The organism is Streptomyces sp. JW3, from assembly GCF_052216785.1.
Classification (GTDB): Bacteria; Actinomycetota; Actinomycetes; order Streptomycetales; family Streptomycetaceae; genus Streptomyces.
Map to the genome: position 1 here is coordinate 71,019 of NZ_JBQOUX010000006.1, position 16,660 is coordinate 87,678.

At 69.5% G+C, this 16,660-nt stretch carries 17 protein-coding genes; 7 read left to right on the top strand and 10 right to left on the bottom strand.

Annotated elements, in window-relative coordinates; all coding sequences use genetic code 11:
- The first annotated feature begins 155 nt into the window (after positions 1-155).
- The 3 genes from ACTT8P_RS04555 (at position 156) to ACTT8P_RS04565 (ending at position 1,746) form a co-directional block, all read left to right on the top strand.
- The gene (locus ACTT8P_RS04555) at positions 156-605 is read left to right on the top strand and encodes a nucleoside deaminase (protein ID WP_442830261.1); all 450 of its coding nucleotides are present in this window, start codon (positions 156-158) and stop codon (positions 603-605) included.
- A gap of 260 nt (positions 606-865) precedes the next feature.
- Positions 866-1,399, top strand: coding sequence for a DUF6232 family protein (locus ACTT8P_RS04560; RefSeq protein ID WP_442830207.1), 534 nt, complete (start codon positions 866-868; stop codon positions 1,397-1,399).
- Positions 1,396-1,746 (top strand): hypothetical protein, encoded by a 351-nt coding sequence (locus tag ACTT8P_RS04565; RefSeq protein WP_442830208.1) that lies wholly within the window; start codon positions 1,396-1,398, stop codon positions 1,744-1,746. The genes ACTT8P_RS04560 and ACTT8P_RS04565 overlap by 4 nt, the downstream gene beginning before the upstream one ends.
- 21 nt (positions 1,747-1,767) lie before the next feature.
- Here ACTT8P_RS04565 and ccsB read toward each other — a convergent pair whose 3' ends face one another.
- From ccsB to hemL, 7 genes are all read right to left on the bottom strand, one after another.
- Positions 1,768-2,859: a c-type cytochrome biogenesis protein CcsB gene (gene ccsB / locus ACTT8P_RS04570; protein ID WP_442830209.1), complete on the bottom strand. Its 1,092-nt coding sequence runs from the start codon at positions 2,857-2,859 to the stop codon at positions 1,768-1,770.
- The gene (resB, locus tag ACTT8P_RS04575) at positions 2,856-4,541 is read right to left on the bottom strand and encodes a cytochrome c biogenesis protein ResB (protein ID WP_442830210.1); all 1,686 of its coding nucleotides are present in this window, start codon (positions 4,539-4,541) and stop codon (positions 2,856-2,858) included. Before resB ends, ccsB begins: the two co-directional genes overlap by 4 nt.
- A gap of 4 nt (positions 4,542-4,545) precedes the next feature.
- The gene (locus ACTT8P_RS04580) at positions 4,546-5,322 is read right to left on the bottom strand and encodes a cytochrome c biogenesis CcdA family protein (RefSeq protein ID WP_442830211.1); all 777 of its coding nucleotides are present in this window, start codon (positions 5,320-5,322) and stop codon (positions 4,546-4,548) included.
- A 13-nt stretch (positions 5,323-5,335) separates the two neighbouring features.
- Positions 5,336-5,968: a TlpA family protein disulfide reductase gene (locus ACTT8P_RS04585; RefSeq protein ID WP_442830212.1), complete on the bottom strand. Its 633-nt coding sequence runs from the start codon at positions 5,966-5,968 to the stop codon at positions 5,336-5,338.
- A gap of 66 nt (positions 5,969-6,034) precedes the next feature.
- On the bottom strand, positions 6,035-7,309 hold the full coding sequence (locus ACTT8P_RS04590; protein WP_442830213.1) for a hypothetical protein: 1,275 nt from the start codon (positions 7,307-7,309) through the stop codon (positions 6,035-6,037).
- 126 nt (positions 7,310-7,435) lie between these two features.
- On the bottom strand, positions 7,436-8,128 hold the full coding sequence (locus ACTT8P_RS04595) for a histidine phosphatase family protein (RefSeq protein ID WP_442830214.1): 693 nt from the start codon (positions 8,126-8,128) through the stop codon (positions 7,436-7,438).
- Complete coding sequence (hemL, locus tag ACTT8P_RS04600) at positions 8,125-9,441, bottom strand: glutamate-1-semialdehyde 2,1-aminomutase (protein WP_442830215.1); 1,317 nt, start codon at positions 9,439-9,441, stop codon at positions 8,125-8,127. The genes ACTT8P_RS04595 and hemL overlap by 4 nt, the downstream gene beginning before the upstream one ends.
- Before the next feature lie 578 nt (positions 9,442-10,019).
- Here hemL and ACTT8P_RS04605 point away from each other — a divergent pair.
- A complete protein-coding gene (locus ACTT8P_RS04605; RefSeq protein WP_320783167.1) occupies positions 10,020-10,457 on the top strand; it encodes a hypothetical protein in 438 nt (145 codons plus the stop codon).
- Positions 10,458-10,572: 115 nt separating this feature from the next.
- Here ACTT8P_RS04605 and ACTT8P_RS04610 read toward each other — a convergent pair whose 3' ends face one another.
- Positions 10,573-11,976 (bottom strand): NAD(P)-binding domain-containing protein, encoded by a 1,404-nt coding sequence (locus ACTT8P_RS04610; protein WP_442830216.1) that lies wholly within the window; start codon positions 11,974-11,976, stop codon positions 10,573-10,575.
- Between the two features lie 91 nt (positions 11,977-12,067).
- On the opposite strand from ACTT8P_RS04610, the gene ACTT8P_RS04615 reads away from it, so the two are divergent.
- On the top strand, positions 12,068-12,439 hold the full coding sequence (locus ACTT8P_RS04615; protein WP_442830217.1) for an ArsR/SmtB family transcription factor: 372 nt from the start codon (positions 12,068-12,070) through the stop codon (positions 12,437-12,439).
- 121 nt (positions 12,440-12,560) lie between these two features.
- Here ACTT8P_RS04615 and arsB read toward each other — a convergent pair whose 3' ends face one another.
- Positions 12,561-13,664 carry an ACR3 family arsenite efflux transporter gene (arsB, locus tag ACTT8P_RS04620; RefSeq protein ID WP_442830218.1) on the bottom strand — a complete coding sequence of 368 codons (1,104 nt, stop codon included), beginning with the start codon at positions 13,662-13,664 and terminating at the stop codon, positions 12,561-12,563.
- Positions 13,661-13,969, bottom strand: coding sequence for an ArsR/SmtB family transcription factor (locus ACTT8P_RS04625; protein ID WP_442830219.1), 309 nt, complete (start codon positions 13,967-13,969; stop codon positions 13,661-13,663). Before ACTT8P_RS04625 ends, arsB begins: the two co-directional genes overlap by 4 nt.
- Before the next feature lie 95 nt (positions 13,970-14,064).
- Between ACTT8P_RS04625 and ACTT8P_RS04630 the strand changes: the two genes are divergently transcribed.
- Both ACTT8P_RS04630 and ACTT8P_RS04635 read left to right on the top strand, forming a co-directional pair.
- Positions 14,065-14,499, top strand: coding sequence for an arsenate reductase ArsC (locus ACTT8P_RS04630; protein ID WP_442830220.1), 435 nt, complete (start codon positions 14,065-14,067; stop codon positions 14,497-14,499).
- 251 nt (positions 14,500-14,750) lie between these two features.
- Positions 14,751-16,658, top strand: coding sequence for an esterase/lipase family protein (locus ACTT8P_RS04635; RefSeq protein WP_442830221.1), 1,908 nt, complete (start codon positions 14,751-14,753; stop codon positions 16,656-16,658).
- Positions 16,659-16,660: the final 2 nt, after the last annotated feature.

Below are 16,660 nucleotides of genomic sequence, written 5' to 3' on the forward strand. Positions count from 1 at the left end.
CGGCGGCGGTGCGGCCGGCCACTTCGGAGGAGCGGCTGAGTGCCGGGGTCCGGGCCGCCAACGACCGTTCGGCCATCGGCATGGTGACCGACGTCCCCGTACCCGTTCTCGACCGGCATCGAAGGCGGGAACACGGCACAGTTGACGGCATGAGCATGGATCAGGAAACGGCACGCGGGTGGCTGACCACCGCCGTCGAAGAGGCCCGCGCGGGGCTCGCGGAGGGCGGGATTCCGATCGGGGCCGCGCTCTACGGGGCGGACGGCACGCTGCTCGGGCGCGGCCGCAACCGGCGGGTCCAGGACGCCGACCCGGCCACGCACGCGGAGACGGCGGCGTTCCGGGCGGCGGGGCGGCAGCGAACGTACCGGGGGACGACGATGGTGACGACGTTGTCCCCGTGCTGGTACTGCTCGGGGCTGGTGCGGCAGTTCGGGATCTCACGGGTGGTGATCGGGGAAGCCGTCACCTTCCACGGCGGGCACGACTGGCTGGCCGAGCACGGCGTGGAGATCGTGCTGCTGGACGACGCCGACTGTACGGAGATGATGCGCGACTTCTTACAGCGGCACCCCGAACTGTGGAACGAGGACATCGGCGCGTGAACCAGCCCATGGTCGCCCAGCCGCACAGCGCCTGGAAAGAACATGGTGCTGTCCGCCTCTGCCTCAGTATGCTTCGTCGCCGGTGACGGGCACCACCTACCCCAGGGGGATGGGACATGGAGCAACCCGAAAGATCCGAGAGTCGGGAGAGACCCGGGATACCGGAGATACCGGAGCGGCCACCGCGACCGCCGGCCCCGCGTTCCAAGGCGTCCAGTGGCGACCGGCCCTGGCACAACGTGGCGCCCACCCCGCCGAGGTTGCCCCCGCACCTGGAAGGCGGCGTCGAACTGCGCGTAGGCAAGCGGGTGCTGTGGGTCGGCGGAGCGGCGTACCCGGTCGCGAACGTCACCCGTGTGTACACGTTCCTGCTCGTCCCGCAGCGCGGTGCGGCCACCATGCTCTTCTTCAAGCGCGTCGGGATCATCCTGGTGGCCGGCGCCGCACTGCTGCTTCTTGGCGAGCTCGCCGACTTCCTGACCGCCGGCTTCGTCGTGGTCTGCGCCATCCTGGCGGTGTCCTACTGCCTGGTGGAGTTGGTGAACGTACTGAGCGCGGCCTCGCACTGGGTGCTGGCCATCGAGACGTCCGGCGCGTCGACAGCCCTGGTGACCAGCAGGGACACTCAACACCTCCATCAGCTCGTCGGTCACGTCGTGCACTCGATCGAGAACCCGGGGACCGAACTGGTGGTGCGGGTCGAGACACTGGCCATCAATCCCAGGAACTACCACTTCGGCGACAACGTCAACATGTACGGCGGAACGGGCAACGTGGGGATGGGGAAGACATGAGCGGCGACAGCTTTCACATCAGCGGCGACAATGTGAACATGTACGGCGGAACGGGCAACACCGGCATGGTGAAGAACACGGTTCCGGCCGCCCTGAGCCCCGAACAGCGGGATGCCATCCGCGCGTTGACGGAGCAGTTGCCCGCCCTGCGCGCGCAGGTGTCCGCCGCGGACGCCCGGACGATCGACACTTCCCTGCCCGTCCTCGATCCCGACGCCGTGGTCCCGTTCCAGGACCGCCGACGCGCCCTGATGGACATCGCCCTCGTCGCCACGGCCGCCGGGACGGTGGGCACCCAGATCAGAGACGCGGTGACCGCGATCCTTCAGCTCCTGGGCGCCCAGTAGCGGGCGCGACAGTCCGGGCGGCTACACCCCCGCGTAGGAGTGCTTGCCGGTGACGAAGATGTTGACGCCGTAGTAGTTGAACAGCCAGCAGCCGAAGGCGATCAGGGCCAGGTAGGCGGCCTTGCGGCCCTTCCAGCCGGCCGTGGCGCGGGCGTGCAGGTAGCAGGCGTAGGCGACCCAGGTGATGAAGGCCCAGGTCTCCTTGGGGTCCCAGCCCCAGTAGCGGCCCCAGGCGTCGCCCGCCCAGATGGCGCCCGCGATGATCGTGAACGTCCACAGCGGGAAGACGGCGGCGTTGACGCGGTAGCCGAACTTGTCGAGGGAGGAGGCCGAGGGCAGGCGGTCCAGGACGGAGTTGGCGAAGCGGCCCGGGGTGCCGCCGGACGCGATCTTGTTCTCGTAGGAGTCCTTGAACAGGTACAGGATGGTCGAGACCGCGCCGACGTAGAAGACCGCGCCGCACAGGATCGCCGTGGAGACGTGGATGTACAGCCAGTACGAGTGCAGGGCGGGGACGAGCTGGTCGCTGGCCGTGTAGAGGACGGTGACGGCGAGGCCGAGGTCGAGCAGGACCGTGGTGACCAGCGGCAGGCCGAGCCAGCGGACGTTCTTCTTGAGCAGCAGCAGCGTCAGGTACACGCCGACGGCGACTGTCGAGAAGGTGATGTTGAACTCGTACATGTTGCCCCACGGCGCCCGCCGCACCGAGAGCGCGCGAGTGAGTACGCCGCCCAACTCGATCAGGAAGCCGAGGATGGTGAGCGAGATGGCGATCCGGCCGTACAGGTCGCCCTTCTCGGTGCCGCCCGCCGCGCCGGGCCCGTCGGGGACGTCACGGGCGCCGGCGGCGGCCCGGACGACGACCTTGGGACGTTCCAGTACGGCGGTCCCGCCCGCCTTCTGCACGGTGACCGCGGGAGCGGCCGCGCCCCGCGTGGTGAGCGCGGCGGCGGTACGGCCAACCTTGCTGCGGCTGCCGAAGATCCACTCGGCGATGTAGGCGAAGAAGGCCAGGGTGTAGACCGCCATCGCGGAGTAGATCAGCGTGTTGCTGGTGTTCGCGAGGTTCTCGTTGGTCGCTGCGGCCAGCTGGGTCGCGTCGGCGAGAGTCACTTCTGCTCAGCCCTCTCGGGAGTGGATTCGGCGGTGGGTTCAGGGAACGTGTCGTACAGGACCCCGGCCAGGTCGCCGAGTTCCTCGGGAAGCTTCGCGGACTCGCTGCGGCCGAGGCCGGCCAGCTCGACGACGGTGCCGCCGTCGGGGCCTGCCACCGCCCGCACCCACACCCGGCGGCGCTGGATGAACAGGGAGCCGGCCAGGCCGAAGATGGCGACGATCGCGCCGCCGAGCGCCCAGCCGCTGCCGGGCTGCGCGGTGACCTGGAAGCCGGCCCACTCCTGGATGCCGTCGAAGGTGACCGAGCCGTTGCCGCCGGGCAGTTTCATGGTCTGGCCGACGGTGAGCTGCTTCTTGTAGAGGTCGCCGTTGGCGTCCTTGAACTTCTTCAGGTTCGTGTCGTCGAGCTGGTAGACGCTCTGCGGGATGCCGGAGTCCACGCCGAGGTCGCCGTGGTAGGCGGAGAGCGCGAGCATCGGGTTGAGCAGGCCGGGGAAGGCGGAGAGCATCGTGGAGCCCTTGCCGCCGTAGGTCGGCAGGAAGAACGCGTTGAAGCCGAGCTGCTCCTTGACGCCCTTGGCGTTGCGGTAGCCGTCCATCACCTTGATGGCGCCGGAGGAGGTGACGTTGGCGTCCAGCGGCAGCAGGGCGTACGCCTCGTGGTCCACGACCACGTTGCCGTCGGCGTCCCGCACGGTGACGATCGGCGCGTAGCCGTGGCTGACCAGGTAGACCTTGGAACCGTCGATCTCCAGCGGCTCGTTGACCTTGACGGTGGTCGACTTCTCCTTGCCGTAGGCGCCCACGCTGTACGTGATCCTCGCCTCGTACGTGCGCGGGGTGCCCTTGTTGGGGCCGGAGGTCTCGTAGGTGCCCTTGAAGTCCTTCAGGGTGAAGCTGAACGGGGCCAGGTCGTCCTGCGACCACAGGTTGCCGGACTTGAAGTCGTCGTACTGGGTGAGCGTGTTGGAGAAGCCGTCGCCCTCCAGGACCAGCTTGTTGCCCTCGTACTTGAACAGCTGGCCCCAGCCGAAGGCGATCAGCATCACGATCAGCGCGATGTGGAAGGCGAGGTTGCCGACCTCCCGCAGATAGCCCTTCTCGGCCGCCACCGCGTCGCCGTCCAGGTCGGCCCGGAAGCGGCGCTTCTTCAGCAGCTTCAGCGCGGCCTCGCGGACCTCCTCGGGGGCGGCCCCGGTGCGCCAGGTGGTGTACGCGGGCAGCCGGGTCAGGCGGCGCGGGGCCCGGGGCGGGCGGCCGCGGAGCTGGCCGACGAACTGCCAGGTGCGCGGGATGATGCAGCCGATGAGGGAGACGAACAGCAGGATGTAGATCGCCGAGAACCACACCGAGCTGTAGACGTGGAACAGGCCGAGCTTCTCGTAGACCGGCGCGAGGGTGGTGTGGTCCTGGTAGAACTGGTCGACCTTGGTGGCGTCGACGCCGGTCTGCGGGATCAGCGAGCCGGGGATCGCGCCCAGCGACAGCAGCAGCAGGAGCAGCAGCGCGACCCGCATCGAGGTGAGCTGCCGCCAGAACCAGCGGGCCCAGCCGATGACGCCCATGGCCGGCAGGTTCGGCGCGTCTTCCTTGGGCGCGGTGGACAGCTGGGAACCGGCGGCGCCCAGCTCCTGGTCCTCACCGGCCTTCCGGGTGTCGTCGGTGGTCGTCTTGCTCATCGCGTCAGATCCCTACAGTGAAGCCGTTGGACCAGGTCTGCATCTGCTGCACGATGCTGTCCCAGGCGCCGGTGAGCAGCAGCAGCCCGGTGGCGATCATCATGACGCCGCCGATCCGCATCACCCAGACATAGTGGCGCTTGACCCAGCCGAAGGCGCCCAGCGCCTTGCGGAAGGCGACCGCGGCGAGCACGAACGGCACGCCGAGGCCGAGGCAGTAGGCCACGGTCAGTATGGCGCCGCGCCCCGCGCTGGCCTGGTCGGAGGAGAGCGCGAGGACCGAGGCGAGGGTGGGGCCGATGCACGGTGTCCAGCCGATGCCGAACAGCGCGCCGAGCAGCGGAGCGCCGACCAGGCCGGTGGCGGGCCGCTGGTGGATGCGGTACTCGCGCTGGGTGAGCCAGGGCATCAGGCCCATGAAGAAGACGCCCAGGACGACCATGAGGACGCCGAGCACCTTGGTGAGGACGGAACGCTCCTCCTGGAGGGTCTGTCCGAAGAACCCGAACAGCGCGCCGCCGGAGACGAACACGGCCGTGAAGCCCAGCACGAACAGGGAGGCGCCGAGGGCCATCCGGCCGCGCCGGGCGTCGGCCAGGTCGCTGCCGGTGACCCCGGTCACGTAGGAGAGGTAGCCGGGCACCAGGGGCAGGACGCAGGGCGAGAAGAAGGAGACCAGGCCGCCGAGGAGGGCGATCGGCAGGGCGAGCAGCAGGGCGCCGCTGCGTACGGTCTCGCCGGGGTCGGCGGCGAGGGTGGCGAGGGTGGCCGCTGAGGTCACGTCACTGCACCCGTCACTTCTCCGCCAGGACCGGCTTGAGCATCTTGCGCAGCTTTTCCTCGCTGAGTGCCTGGAGGGTGCGCGCGGCGATCTTCCCGTCGCGGTCTATGACCAGGGTGGAGGGGATGGCCTGCGGGTTGAGGGTGCCCTTGGCGAAGCGGAGCATCAGCTTGCCGGTGGGGTCGTACAGGCTCGGGTAGCTGACCCCGAACTCCTCCTCGAACGCCTTCGCCGGGCCGGTGGAGGTGTCGCGGGTGTTGATGCCGACGAACTGGACGCCCTGGTCCTTGACGTCCTGGTAGACCGTCTCGAAGTTCTTGGCCTCGGCGCGGCAGGGCGGGCACCAGGAGCCCCAGACGTTGAGGACGACGACCTTCCCCTTGTAGTCGTCGATGTCGAGCTGGTCGCCGTCCACGGTCTTGCCGGAGAGGTCGGGGACGGCCGCGCGGTCGCCCCGGTCGACCGCGGCGATGCCGTCCGCGCCGGTGATGTAGTTGGTGTCACCGCCGCCGCCCGAGGTCCCGCCGGAGCCGCACGCGGTCACGAGCAGCGCGCCGGCGACCCCGCCGGCGGCCAGGGCGGCGCGGCGGCGGACGCGGGCGGTGGTGCGGTTCGAGCGCTGGGGGGCGCGGCTGGCGGCACTCATGTGAAAAGTTTCGCATGTCCGTTCCGAGGATCTTGCGCACCCCCCTGACGGGCACGAAATCCCACCTCAGACCGTGGGCGGCGGGGCGCTCAGGAAGGTCTTCCAGCCGCCGGCCGGCGCGCTGCCGACCGCCAAAGTGCGCAGCTGGTCCAGGACCTCGGGCCGCTGGGCGTCCAGCCAGTCGGTGAACTGCCGGAAGGAGACCAGCCGGATGTCCCCGCCCTTCTCCTTCTCCCGGGCGATGTGCTTGAGGGCCTGCTCCACGGCGTCCATGTAGAGGCCGCCGTTCCACTCCTCGAAGTGGTTGCCGACGAAGAAGGGCGCCCGGTTGGTCTCGTAGGCCCGCTGGAAGCCGGCGATGTAGGACTGGGTGGCCTGCTCGCGCCAGCCCGGGTAGTTGGCGGGCGGCGCCTTGGTGGAGTTGACCGACTGGTTGGCGAGCATGTTGTAGTCCATCGCCAGGACCTCGAACGAGTGACCGGGGAAAGGTATCTGCTGGAGCGGAAGGTCCCAGATCCCGTCGCGCTTGCGCGGCCACACCTGTTGCCCGCCCGGCGAGGAGGCGTCGTAGCGCCAGCCCAGCTCGCGGGCGGTGGGCAGCAGGTTCTGCTGGCCGAGCAGGCAGGGCGCGCGGCCGCCGACGAGTTCCTTCTCGTAGTCGAAGGGCAGGGCGGGCAGGTCCGTCCACCCGGTGTTGGTCCGCCACTCGGTGACGAACTTCTTCGCCTGGTCGATCTCGCTGCGCCACTGCGCGGAGGTCCAGTTGGCGACCGAGCCGGACCCGGCGCAGAAGTGCCCGTTGAAGTGGGTGCCGATCTCGTGCCCGGCCAGCCAGGCCCGCCGGACGTTCTTCAGCGTCTCCTTGATGTGGGCGTCGGTGAGGTAGCCGATGTCGGAGGCGCCGCGCTGGTTGTTCGGCGGGTCGTAGCGCCGCTTCTTCGACTCGGGCAGGAGGTAGAGGCCGGAGAGGAAGAAGGTCATGTGCGCGTCGTGCTCCTCGGCGAGGTCCAGGAAGCGCGGGAAGAGCCCGTTGCCGACCTCGCCGGCCCCGTCCCAGGAGAAGACGACGAACTGCGGCGGCGTCTGCCCCGGCGCCAGCGGCTCGGCCGCCTTCGGCTGGTGCGGCTGCCTGCCGGTGTACTCCGTGGAGCCGTCGCCGAGCGGGCGGGCGCTCACGGTGGGCTTCGCGCTGGGTGCGGCGGCCCGGGGCGTGAGCCCGTCCGCCGGCAGCGAGCCGCCGCAGCCCGTCAGCCCGACGGCCGCCGCGGCGCCCGCGCCGAGACCGAGCGCGCCCCGCCGGGAGAAGGTACGGGCTGGTCCAGGGGTGGTGGAGGTAGGCATCGCGGCCCCGTTCGTCGTTCGTCGCGTTCTCTGTGGTCACCCTGTGAGAGGACGCGACGAACGTGCGGGTTCCGGAACTACGTGCGAATACCGTAACGAAGGTAACGAATCACGATGCCCCGTCTTTCAGGCCCCGTACGCCTTGCCCTGCTGCCCCTTCACCGGCTTGGCACCGGCCAGGAGATGGGCCGGGACGAGGTCGCGGGCCGGCTCGGAGTAGCCGACCGAGACGATCCGGTCGCCCTGGTACGTGAACGTGGTCAGGGACGCGAGCGTGCACTGCCGCTTGCGCGGGTCGTGCCACAGGCGGCGCCGCTCGACGTAGGACCGGACGATCCAGATCGGCAGCTGGTGGCTGACGACGACGGCCTCGTGCCCGCGGGCCCGGTCCTTGGCCGTGTCCAGCGCCGCCTTCATCCGCACCACCTGGTCGACGTACGGCTCGCCCCAGGACGGCTTGAACGGGTTGACCACGTGCTTCCAGTTGGCGGGCCGGCGCAGCGCGCCGTCGCCGATGCCGAAGGTCTTGCCCTGGAAGACGTTGTCCGCCTCGATGAGCCGCTCGTCGGTGGCCAGGTCGAGGCCGTGCTCCTTGGCGATCGGCGTCGCCGTCTCCTGGGCCCGCTCCAGCGGCGAGGCGACGACGTACGTCACATCGCGCGGGGCGAGGTGCTCGGCGACCCGGTCGGCCATCCGGCGGCCCAGCTCGGAGAGGTGGTAGCCGGGGAGGCGGCCGTACAGCACCCCGCTGGGGTTCTCCACCTCGCCGTGCCGCATCAGGTGGACGACGGTGATGTCGTGCGCGCCGCTGTCGCTCATGCCGTGGCCTCCGCCGCCGCGCGGGCCGCCGCCGGGAGGGCGTCGGCGATCCGCCGCACGGCCCGCTCGTCGTGCGCGGTGGACACGAACCAGGACTCGAAGGAGGACGGCGGCAGGTAGACGCCGTTCGCCAGGAGGGAGTGGAAGAAGGCGGTGTAGCGGAAGGACTCCTGCGCCTTGGCGTCCGCGTAGTCGCGCACCGGGCGGTCGGTGAAGAAGACGGAGAACATGTTGGAGGCGGTCTGGATCCGGTGCGCGACCCCCTCCTTGGCCAGCGCCTCGCCGACCAGCCCCTGGATCTGCCGGGAGGTCTCGTCGACCTGGTCGTAGGCGGCCTCGTCGAGCAAGCGGAGCTGGGCGAGGCCGGCGGCGGTGGCGACCGGGTTCCCGGAGAGGGTGCCGGCCTGGTAGACCGGCCCGGCCGGGGCGAGGTGCGCCATGACGTCCGCGCGCCCCCCGAAGGCGGCGGCGGGGAAGCCCCCGCCCATCACCTTCCCGAAGGTCATGAGGTCGGGGACGACGCCCTCGACGCCGTACCAACCGGCCCGGCTGGTGCGGAAGCCCGTCATCACCTCGTCGGAGACGAACAGCGCGCCGTTCGCGGCGCAGGCGTCCTTCAGTCCCTGGTTGAACCCGGGCAGCGGCGGTACGACGCCCATGTTGCCCGGCGACGCCTCGGTGATCACGCAGGCGATCTCACCGGGATGGGCGGCGAAGGCGGCGTGCACGGCGTCGAGGTCGTTGTACGGCAGCACGATGGTGTCGCTCGCCTGGGCGCCGGTGACGCCCGGGGTGTCGGGCAGCGCGAACGTCGCGACCCCGCTGCCGGCGGCGGCGAGCAGCGAGTCGACGTGACCGTGGTAACACCCGGCGAACTTGATCACCTTGGTGCGCTGGGTGAACCCGCGCGCGAGCCGGATGGCCGACATCGTCGCCTCGGTCCCGCTGGACACCAGCCGCACCTGCTCCAGCGGGGCGACCCGCTCCACCATCGCCTCGGCGAGCGCGACCTCACCCTCGGCGGGCGTGCCGAACGACGTCCCGCGGGTGACCGCCTCCTGCACGGCGGCGATCACCTCGGGGTGCGCGTGCCCGAGGATCATCGGCCCCCAGGAGCAGACGAGGTCCACGTACTCCCGGCCGTCGGCGTCGGTCAGGTACGGCCCGCTGCCGGACACCATGAACCGCGGCGTGCCGCCCACCGCGCCGAAGGCCCGCACCGGGGAGTTCACCCCGCCGGGCGTGACGGCCGCGGCACGGTCGAACAGCGCCTGCGAGGCAGGTGCTTCGTATGGATATGCCAGTTCGCTCATGACCTGCGACTTCTCCGACCTTCTCGGACTCCGGTTGGGTGGATGACCTCTTCAGGGTAGGCCAGGGGGTGGGGGGCGCCGGGGGTGGGCGACGGGGAGACGGGGACGGCGGCGCTGGTGGGAGAACCGTCAGGGCGAAGGACGCGAGGACCGGGGCGGGTGGCCGGGAACACCGATGATCGGACAACCGTTACCGAAGCCGTGTCGTCTGCAAGACTGGGACCGGAGCTCGGCCGTCTGGCCGCAGGGCGTCGCGGGTGTCCTCGTGGGTCCTTGCGGGTGATGTTTCACCGCACGTTTCGGCGGGCGGCCGTGGGGGAGGTCACTGACACGATGATCGGGTTGCGCGGCGGGGGCCACGCGTCCTAGAAAAGCAGTCGGGTGGAGATATGCATCGCGGTGGCGGACTGGGCGAGGGGACCGACGACCTGGGTCCTCGGCGCGCCCGCCGGGGCAGGCACCGACGCGAGGCGGAGGAAACGACCGAGGCACGTCAGGCGCACGCTGGACCGAATGAGCCCGACCGGCTCGACCGCGGGGTCGACCGGCCGCGGGCCGGGAGCAGGAATGGTGGTCGGGTGGGGGTGACGTACAAGTACTTCGGCGCGCCCGACGGCGCGACCGCGGCCCGCGTGCCGATCTCCATGCGCCCCGAGGAACTCGGCGGCGACGAGCTCGGCATGAACGGCATGTTCACCAAGATCAAGCCGGAGACGATGGCCGCCATGGTCCTCACCGGCATCGAGGGCGTCCCCCTGCACCGCGTCCCCCCGCTCGAACTCGTCGTCCTCCACCCCGACTACGCCGTCGTGAAGCTCCCGATGACCGTCGTCGACCCGCTGCGCGGCATCGGCGAGGAGGCGGTCGGCGCGGCGGCCTTCATCTGGTCGACGGTGCCGGACCGCGGGGGGCCGCGGGATGCGTTCAATGTGTACCAACTGCTGCATGAGTGGCAGGACTTCAGCCATCGGTTGCATGAGGCGGGGCATCAGGCTTATTGCTTGGTGTGGCCCTGACCTGGCGTTCTGGTGATTGTGGGCGGGGCTTGCGGGCCTGGCCCTTTCACGCGCAGCGCCTCCGTGGCCACCACCAGGCAGGGGGCAGGCAGGGCAGCGCGGGTGTTGAGGCTGGTCACGAGCCGCAGCAACCGCCCGCCGGACCCTCCTCGGCAGCCGCGCCTCCCGCTGCGGGCGCGCCGAGCGTCTCGAGCTGCGCTTCCGGGGCCGCACAGCAGCCGCCACCGTCGGTCTGCTGGGTCTCGGGAGTGTCGAACAGGCCCGCGCCGCCGCATACGCCTGTTTCGGGCAGGGTGAGTTCCAGCCGGTCCGCGGCGTCCAGGTCGCCCGCGAGCGCGGCGGTGACGGAGCGGACCTGCTCGTAGCCGGTCATCGCGAGGAAGGTGGGGGCGCGGCCGTAGGACTTCATGCCGACCACGTGGATGCCCTGTTCGGGGTGGGACAGCTCTCGGTGGCCGTGCGGCGGGACGGTGCCGCAGGAGTGCTGGTTGGGGTCGATCAGCGGGGCGAGGCCGGCCGGGGCCTGGAGGCGTTCGTCGAGGTTCAGGCGGATCTCGGCGAGGAAGGACAGGTCGGGGCGGAACCCGGTCAGGACGATCACCTCGTCCACCGGGGCCAGGCGGCGGCCGTCCTCGGCCACCAGGACCAGGCGCCCGTCGCCGTCGCCGTCGCGTTCGAATGCCTCGGTGCGGAAGCCGGTCACGGCGTCGGCGTGGCCGTCGTCGACGGCGGCCTTCGCGGCGCGGCCGAGGGCGCCGCGGGCGGGCAGTTGGTCGGCGGTGCCGCCGCCGAAGGTGGCGCCGGAGATGCCCCGGCGCAGGATCCACACCGCCCTCGTACCCCTCGTACCGGCGTCTTCATCCAGCCCGGCGAGTGCGGCGAGCGCGGTGAAGGCGGAGGCACCTGTGCCGATGACGGCCGTGCGCCTGCCCGCGTAACGGGCGCGTACGGCCGGGTCGGTCACGTCCGGGACGCGGTACGTGACGCGGTCGGCCGCCGCCTTCTCGCCGAGCGCGGGCAGTCCGTCGCCGCCCGCCGGGGCCGGGGTACCCCAGGTGCCGGACGCGTCGATCACGGCGCGGGCGAGGACGCGCTCCTCGCGGCCGTCTGCGTACTCGACGTGCACGGTGAAGGGCTGGGACTCGCGGTCCGCGTCGACGATCCGGTCGCGCCCGGCCCGGGAGACCCCGGTGACGGTGGCGCCGGTGCGGACCCGGTCTCCGAGGACGTCGGCCAGCGGCTGGAGGTACCGCTCGGCCCAGTCCCCGCCGGACGGGTACGTCGCCGGGTCGGGCCGGGTCCAGCCGGTGGGGGCAAGGAGCTTCTCGGCGGCCGGGTCGACGACTTCGCCCCAGGTGGAGAAGAGGCGTACGTGGCTCCACTCGCGAACGGCCGCGCCGGCGGTGCCGCCCGACTCCAGCACGAGGGGCTCGATGCCGCGTCCGGTCAGGTGGGCGGCGGCGGCCAGTCCGACGGGGCCGGCTCCGATGACGACGACGGGGAGTGGCTGGGTGCTCATGGCGGTCGGTCTCCTCCGGGAGCTTCTTGTTTCGACGTCTGTCGATACAGTCGAGCTTGGCACTCGTATCGATGAGTGTCAATATAGACGTATGTCGAAGTCAGAAGGCGTAGGCGTAGCCGTAGCGAGATCCGCAGCCGGGGAACTGGCGCCGCCGTGCTGCCCGCCGATCAGCGCCGGTGAGCTGTCCCCGGCGGACGCGGAGAAGATGGCCGCCATGTTCAAGGCACTGTCGGACCCGGTACGGCTGCGGCTGTTCTCCAAGATCGCCTCCCATCCGGACGGGGAGGCGTGCGTGTGCGACATCGCCGACGTCGGCGTGTCCCAGCCGACCGTGTCCCACCACCTGAAGAAGCTGCGCGAGGCCTGCCTGCTGACCTCCGAACGGCGCGGCACCTGGGTCTATTACCAGGTCGCGCCGGCCGTGGTGGCGGCCATGGGCGCGCTGCTCGCCGTGGGATGAGGGGAGTCCCGGGGGTGACGGCGACTCCGGTGGTCAAGCGCGGTGCTCGGCGCGGTGGTCAAGCGCGGTGCTCGGCGCGGTGGTCAAGCCCGGCGACCGTCGCACCCCGCCGGCCCGGACGTCATGCCCCCCGCCGCGCCCAGGTGAACTTCCGGCGCCAGGCCAGGGAGACGTACACCAGTGCCACCAGTACCGGTACCTCGATCAGCGGGCCGACCACGCCGGAGAGCGCCTGCCCCGAGGTGACGCCGAAGGTGGCGATGGCGACCGCGATGGCCAGCTCGAAGTTGTTGCCGGCCGCCGTGAAGGCGAGCGTGGCGGTGCGGTCGTAGGACAGGCCGATCATCTTGCCGAGGGCGAAGGTGCCGAACCACATCACCGCGAAGTACACCAGCAGCGGCAGCGCGATCCGCGCGACGTCCAGAGGGCGCGAGGTGATCGTCTTCCCCTGGAGGGCGAAGAGGACGACGATCGTGAAGAGCAGGCCGTACAGCGCCCAGGGGCCGATCCGGGGCAGGAATCCACGCTCGTAGCTCTCGCGGCCCATCCGTCGCTCGCCGATCCGGCGGGTCAGGAAACCGGCCAGCAGCGGGACGCCGAGGAAGATGACCACGTTCAGGGCGATCTCCCACATCGAGACGTCCAGGCGCTCTCCGTCGCCGAGGCCGAGCCAGCCGGGCAGCAGGTCGAGGTAGAGCCAGCCCAGCAGACCGAACGCCAGGACCTGGAAAACCGAGTTCAGCGCGACGAGCACGGCCGCGGCCTCGCGGTCGCCGCAGGCGAGGTCGTTCCAGATGATCACCATGGCGATGCAGCGGGCCAGGCCGACGATGATCAGACCGGTGCGGTACTCGGGCAGGTCCGGGAGGAAGATCCACGCCAGGGCGAACATCACCGCGGGCCCGAGGATCCAGTTGATGGCCAGGGAGGAGATCATCAGCTTCCGGTCGCCGGTGACGGCGTCCAGCCGGTCGTAGCGGACCTTGGCCAGGACCGGGTACATCATGATCAGCAGGCCGAGCGCGATCGGCAGGGAGACACCGCCGACCGCCACCTTCGCCAGCGCGTCGTTCAGTCCCGGAATGGCCCGGCCGAGCCCGAGGCCGACGGCCATGGCGATGAGGATCCACGCCGCCAGGTAGCGGTCGAGGGTGGAGAGCTTCTTGACGATCGAGTCGTCGCCGCCCCCGGTCCGCGCGGAGGTGGCGGGCTCGGTGGAGGTCACGGACAGGCCCTCTTGTTCTCGGCGGCGGTGCGGGCGCAGGCGGCGAGTTCGGCGAACTGCTCGGACAGGCCGGCCAGGACCTCGGGCTTGAGCGCGTAGTAGGTGTAGCGGCCGCACGGCTCGGTCTCCACGATCCCGGCCTCGCGCAGCACCTTCATGTGGTTGGACAGGTTGGTCTGCTTGGCTCCGGTCTCCTCGACCAGGTGCGTCGTGCAGAGCGTCTCGCGCGCCAGAAGGGTCACGATCTTCAGGCGGAGCGGATCACCCAGCACCCGGATCACATCAGGATCGACTGAAGTCAGCATGCGCTGATACTTTCACATCACCGCTCGCTGATACCAGCGAGGGCTGAAGTCATGGGCGGCTGGGTTCCGCCGTACGACGAGAGAGAACGATCATCATGGCCGACAAGCCGTCCGTCCTGTTCGTCTGCGTCCACAACGCCGGCCGCTCGCAGATGGCCGCCGCCTGGCTGACCCATCTGGCCGGCGACCGCGTCGAGGTCCGCTCCGCCGGTTCCGCCCCGGGCACCGAGGTCAACCCGGCGGCCGTCGCGGCGATGGCCGAGGTCGGCATCGACATCTCCGCCGCGGCCCCGAAGCCGCTCACCGTGGCCGCGGTACGGGAATCCGACGTCTGCGTCACGATGGGCTGCGGCGACACCTGCCCGGTCTTCCCCGGCAAGCGGTACCTGGACTGGACGCTGGACGACCCGGCCGGCCAGGGCGTCGAGGCGGTGCGGCCCATCCGGGACGAGATCAAGGACCTGGTCGAGGGCCTGGTCGAGGGCCTGATCGCCGAGATCGCCCCGGAGCAGCCGGGGGCGACGGCGTGAGCGAGATACGCGAGGCCGACATCATCGACTCCGCCCCTGCCGGACAGCTCACGCTCGGATGACCGTGCGGCAGGTGCGTGACCGCGAGCAGGGCATCCGGCCTGTGTTCCGCCGACGCCACCGACTGCCGATCACACGGTGGCGTTGGGCGGAGAAGGGCAGAGAGGAAGTGAGTAGGCGCCGAATCGGCTGACGCGTGGCGGCGCGCTCGATAGTGTCGGGGCACGCGGTGACGCAGCGGGGAGTCAACTATGGCGGTAAACGGCAGACTCGGTGTGGTGTTCATTCACGGCTTCCTCTCCAGTGGCGAGACATGGAAAAATTTCACAGCGCGAATAGCCGAGGATGCAAGACTGGGCTTCGTCGACCCACTGTTCTTCAACTACAGATCACCGATGGTGTCCATCAACCCGCTGCGACGCATACCGTCCTACGAAGACATCGCCGACGATTTGGGGACGTACCTTTCGACCGTTGCCGAGGAGTACGAATCCTTGGCACTGGTCGCACACAGCCAGGGCGGTCTCATTATTCAGCGGTATTTCCAGCGCATGCTCGGCAGGGGCCGCGGTGGGAACCTGAGCCGTATTCGACAGGTCGTCCTTTTTGCCTGTCCGAACAACGGCTCGGAGCTGGCCCGTACTTGGTTGCACAGAAACCCGCAGCGCAGACAACTCCACGTTCTGAACCGTCAGGTTTCCGAGGCGCAAAGCATTGTCGTGCATCAAGTGCTGTACGCCACCGAAGTGCGTCCCGACACGTGCCCCATTCCGATCACGGCGTTCGCGGGCACAGAGGACAATGTGGTGACCCAAGCATCGGCACAGAGCGTCTTCCGTGACACAGGGTCTCTGCCAGGAGATCACTTCACGATCATCCAGCCGAAGACGGTCGATGACAGATCGCACGTAGCCCTTCGGCAGAAGCTGCTGGCGGCGAACGAGTCCTCTTGCCCCTCCTCCGCGCTTGCCGTCAAGGGTGAGCCCACTGCGGAGGCCCCGACCGCCACCTCTGCGGTATCGGAGACACGGGAGCGAACCCCCGTCGTGGCCACGAAGGAGAGCCGAACTCCGTCTGACTGGCGCCGCCATGTCCTCCTGAGCGAGGAGGAACTGATCCACGTGGACGACCTCGTGGAGAGGCTCACCGGCGTGATCGAACATTCCTCTTCGGCGTCGGCGATCGCCGTGCACGGTGACGGCGGTCTCGGTAAGACAGCCGTCACCTTTGCCGCCGTGTCACGAGTGGCGGCCGCAGGATGCTTCACGCATGTCGTCTGGGCCTCGGCCCGAAATACCCGCTTCGCGACGGACGATCCGAACTCTCAGGCGATCAACCACATCTACTGGAATGACCTCCTTAGCATGCTCGCGGTGCAAATCGGCTGCGAACTATCTCCTAGTCAGGCCCTGTGGGAACGCGAGTTCACTTCCCACCTGAAGAATGAACTCGGTGAATCGCGAGTTCTCATCGTCATTGACAACTTGGAATTTGTTGCGGCGGCCGACCGAGTTGTGGAACGGCTCCGAACCCTGGGGATCCGCCCTCCACACAAGATCGTCGCGACAACACGTTGGAACTCGGAGCGTCACGATTTCGACGTCCACAACATCGCCGTGCACCCGCTGGCAGAACAGCACACCTATGATTTGGCACGCCTTGCCGCACGGGGCGGAAACTCGGACCTGCAGTCGGCGAGAAACAACGACTTGGCGCCGATCTACCGGATCACGGACGGAAATCCGTTCCTGATCAAACTGATCGTCTCCCAGTACGTGGCGAGCGGTAAATCGCTCTCCCGAATAATCGAAGATCTTGCCGCCCTCCCCGACGAGGCCGTGCTGGCCGGGCGCGTGCGTGGATGGTTGTTCGAGCGTTCTCTGGACGAGCTCTCCCGGCGTTCCAGTCCGCACGACGCGCTCCGTCTGCTGTTCGCCTTCTGCGCCAACGGCCGGGGCGGTTCGATGACTTACGAGGACCTGGCGAGCGAGACCGTGGCGATGAGTCCCGGCTTGGACAAGAGGTCCTTCGACGAACTGCTCTCCTCGGCCTGCCGGCTCAATCTGCTCCGCCCGTCCGACATGAACCGGAAGTACTCGATCCACAGCCTCCTCTACGAGCACACCTGCCCCGCCTCCGCCCTCCGCCGCGACAGGTGAAG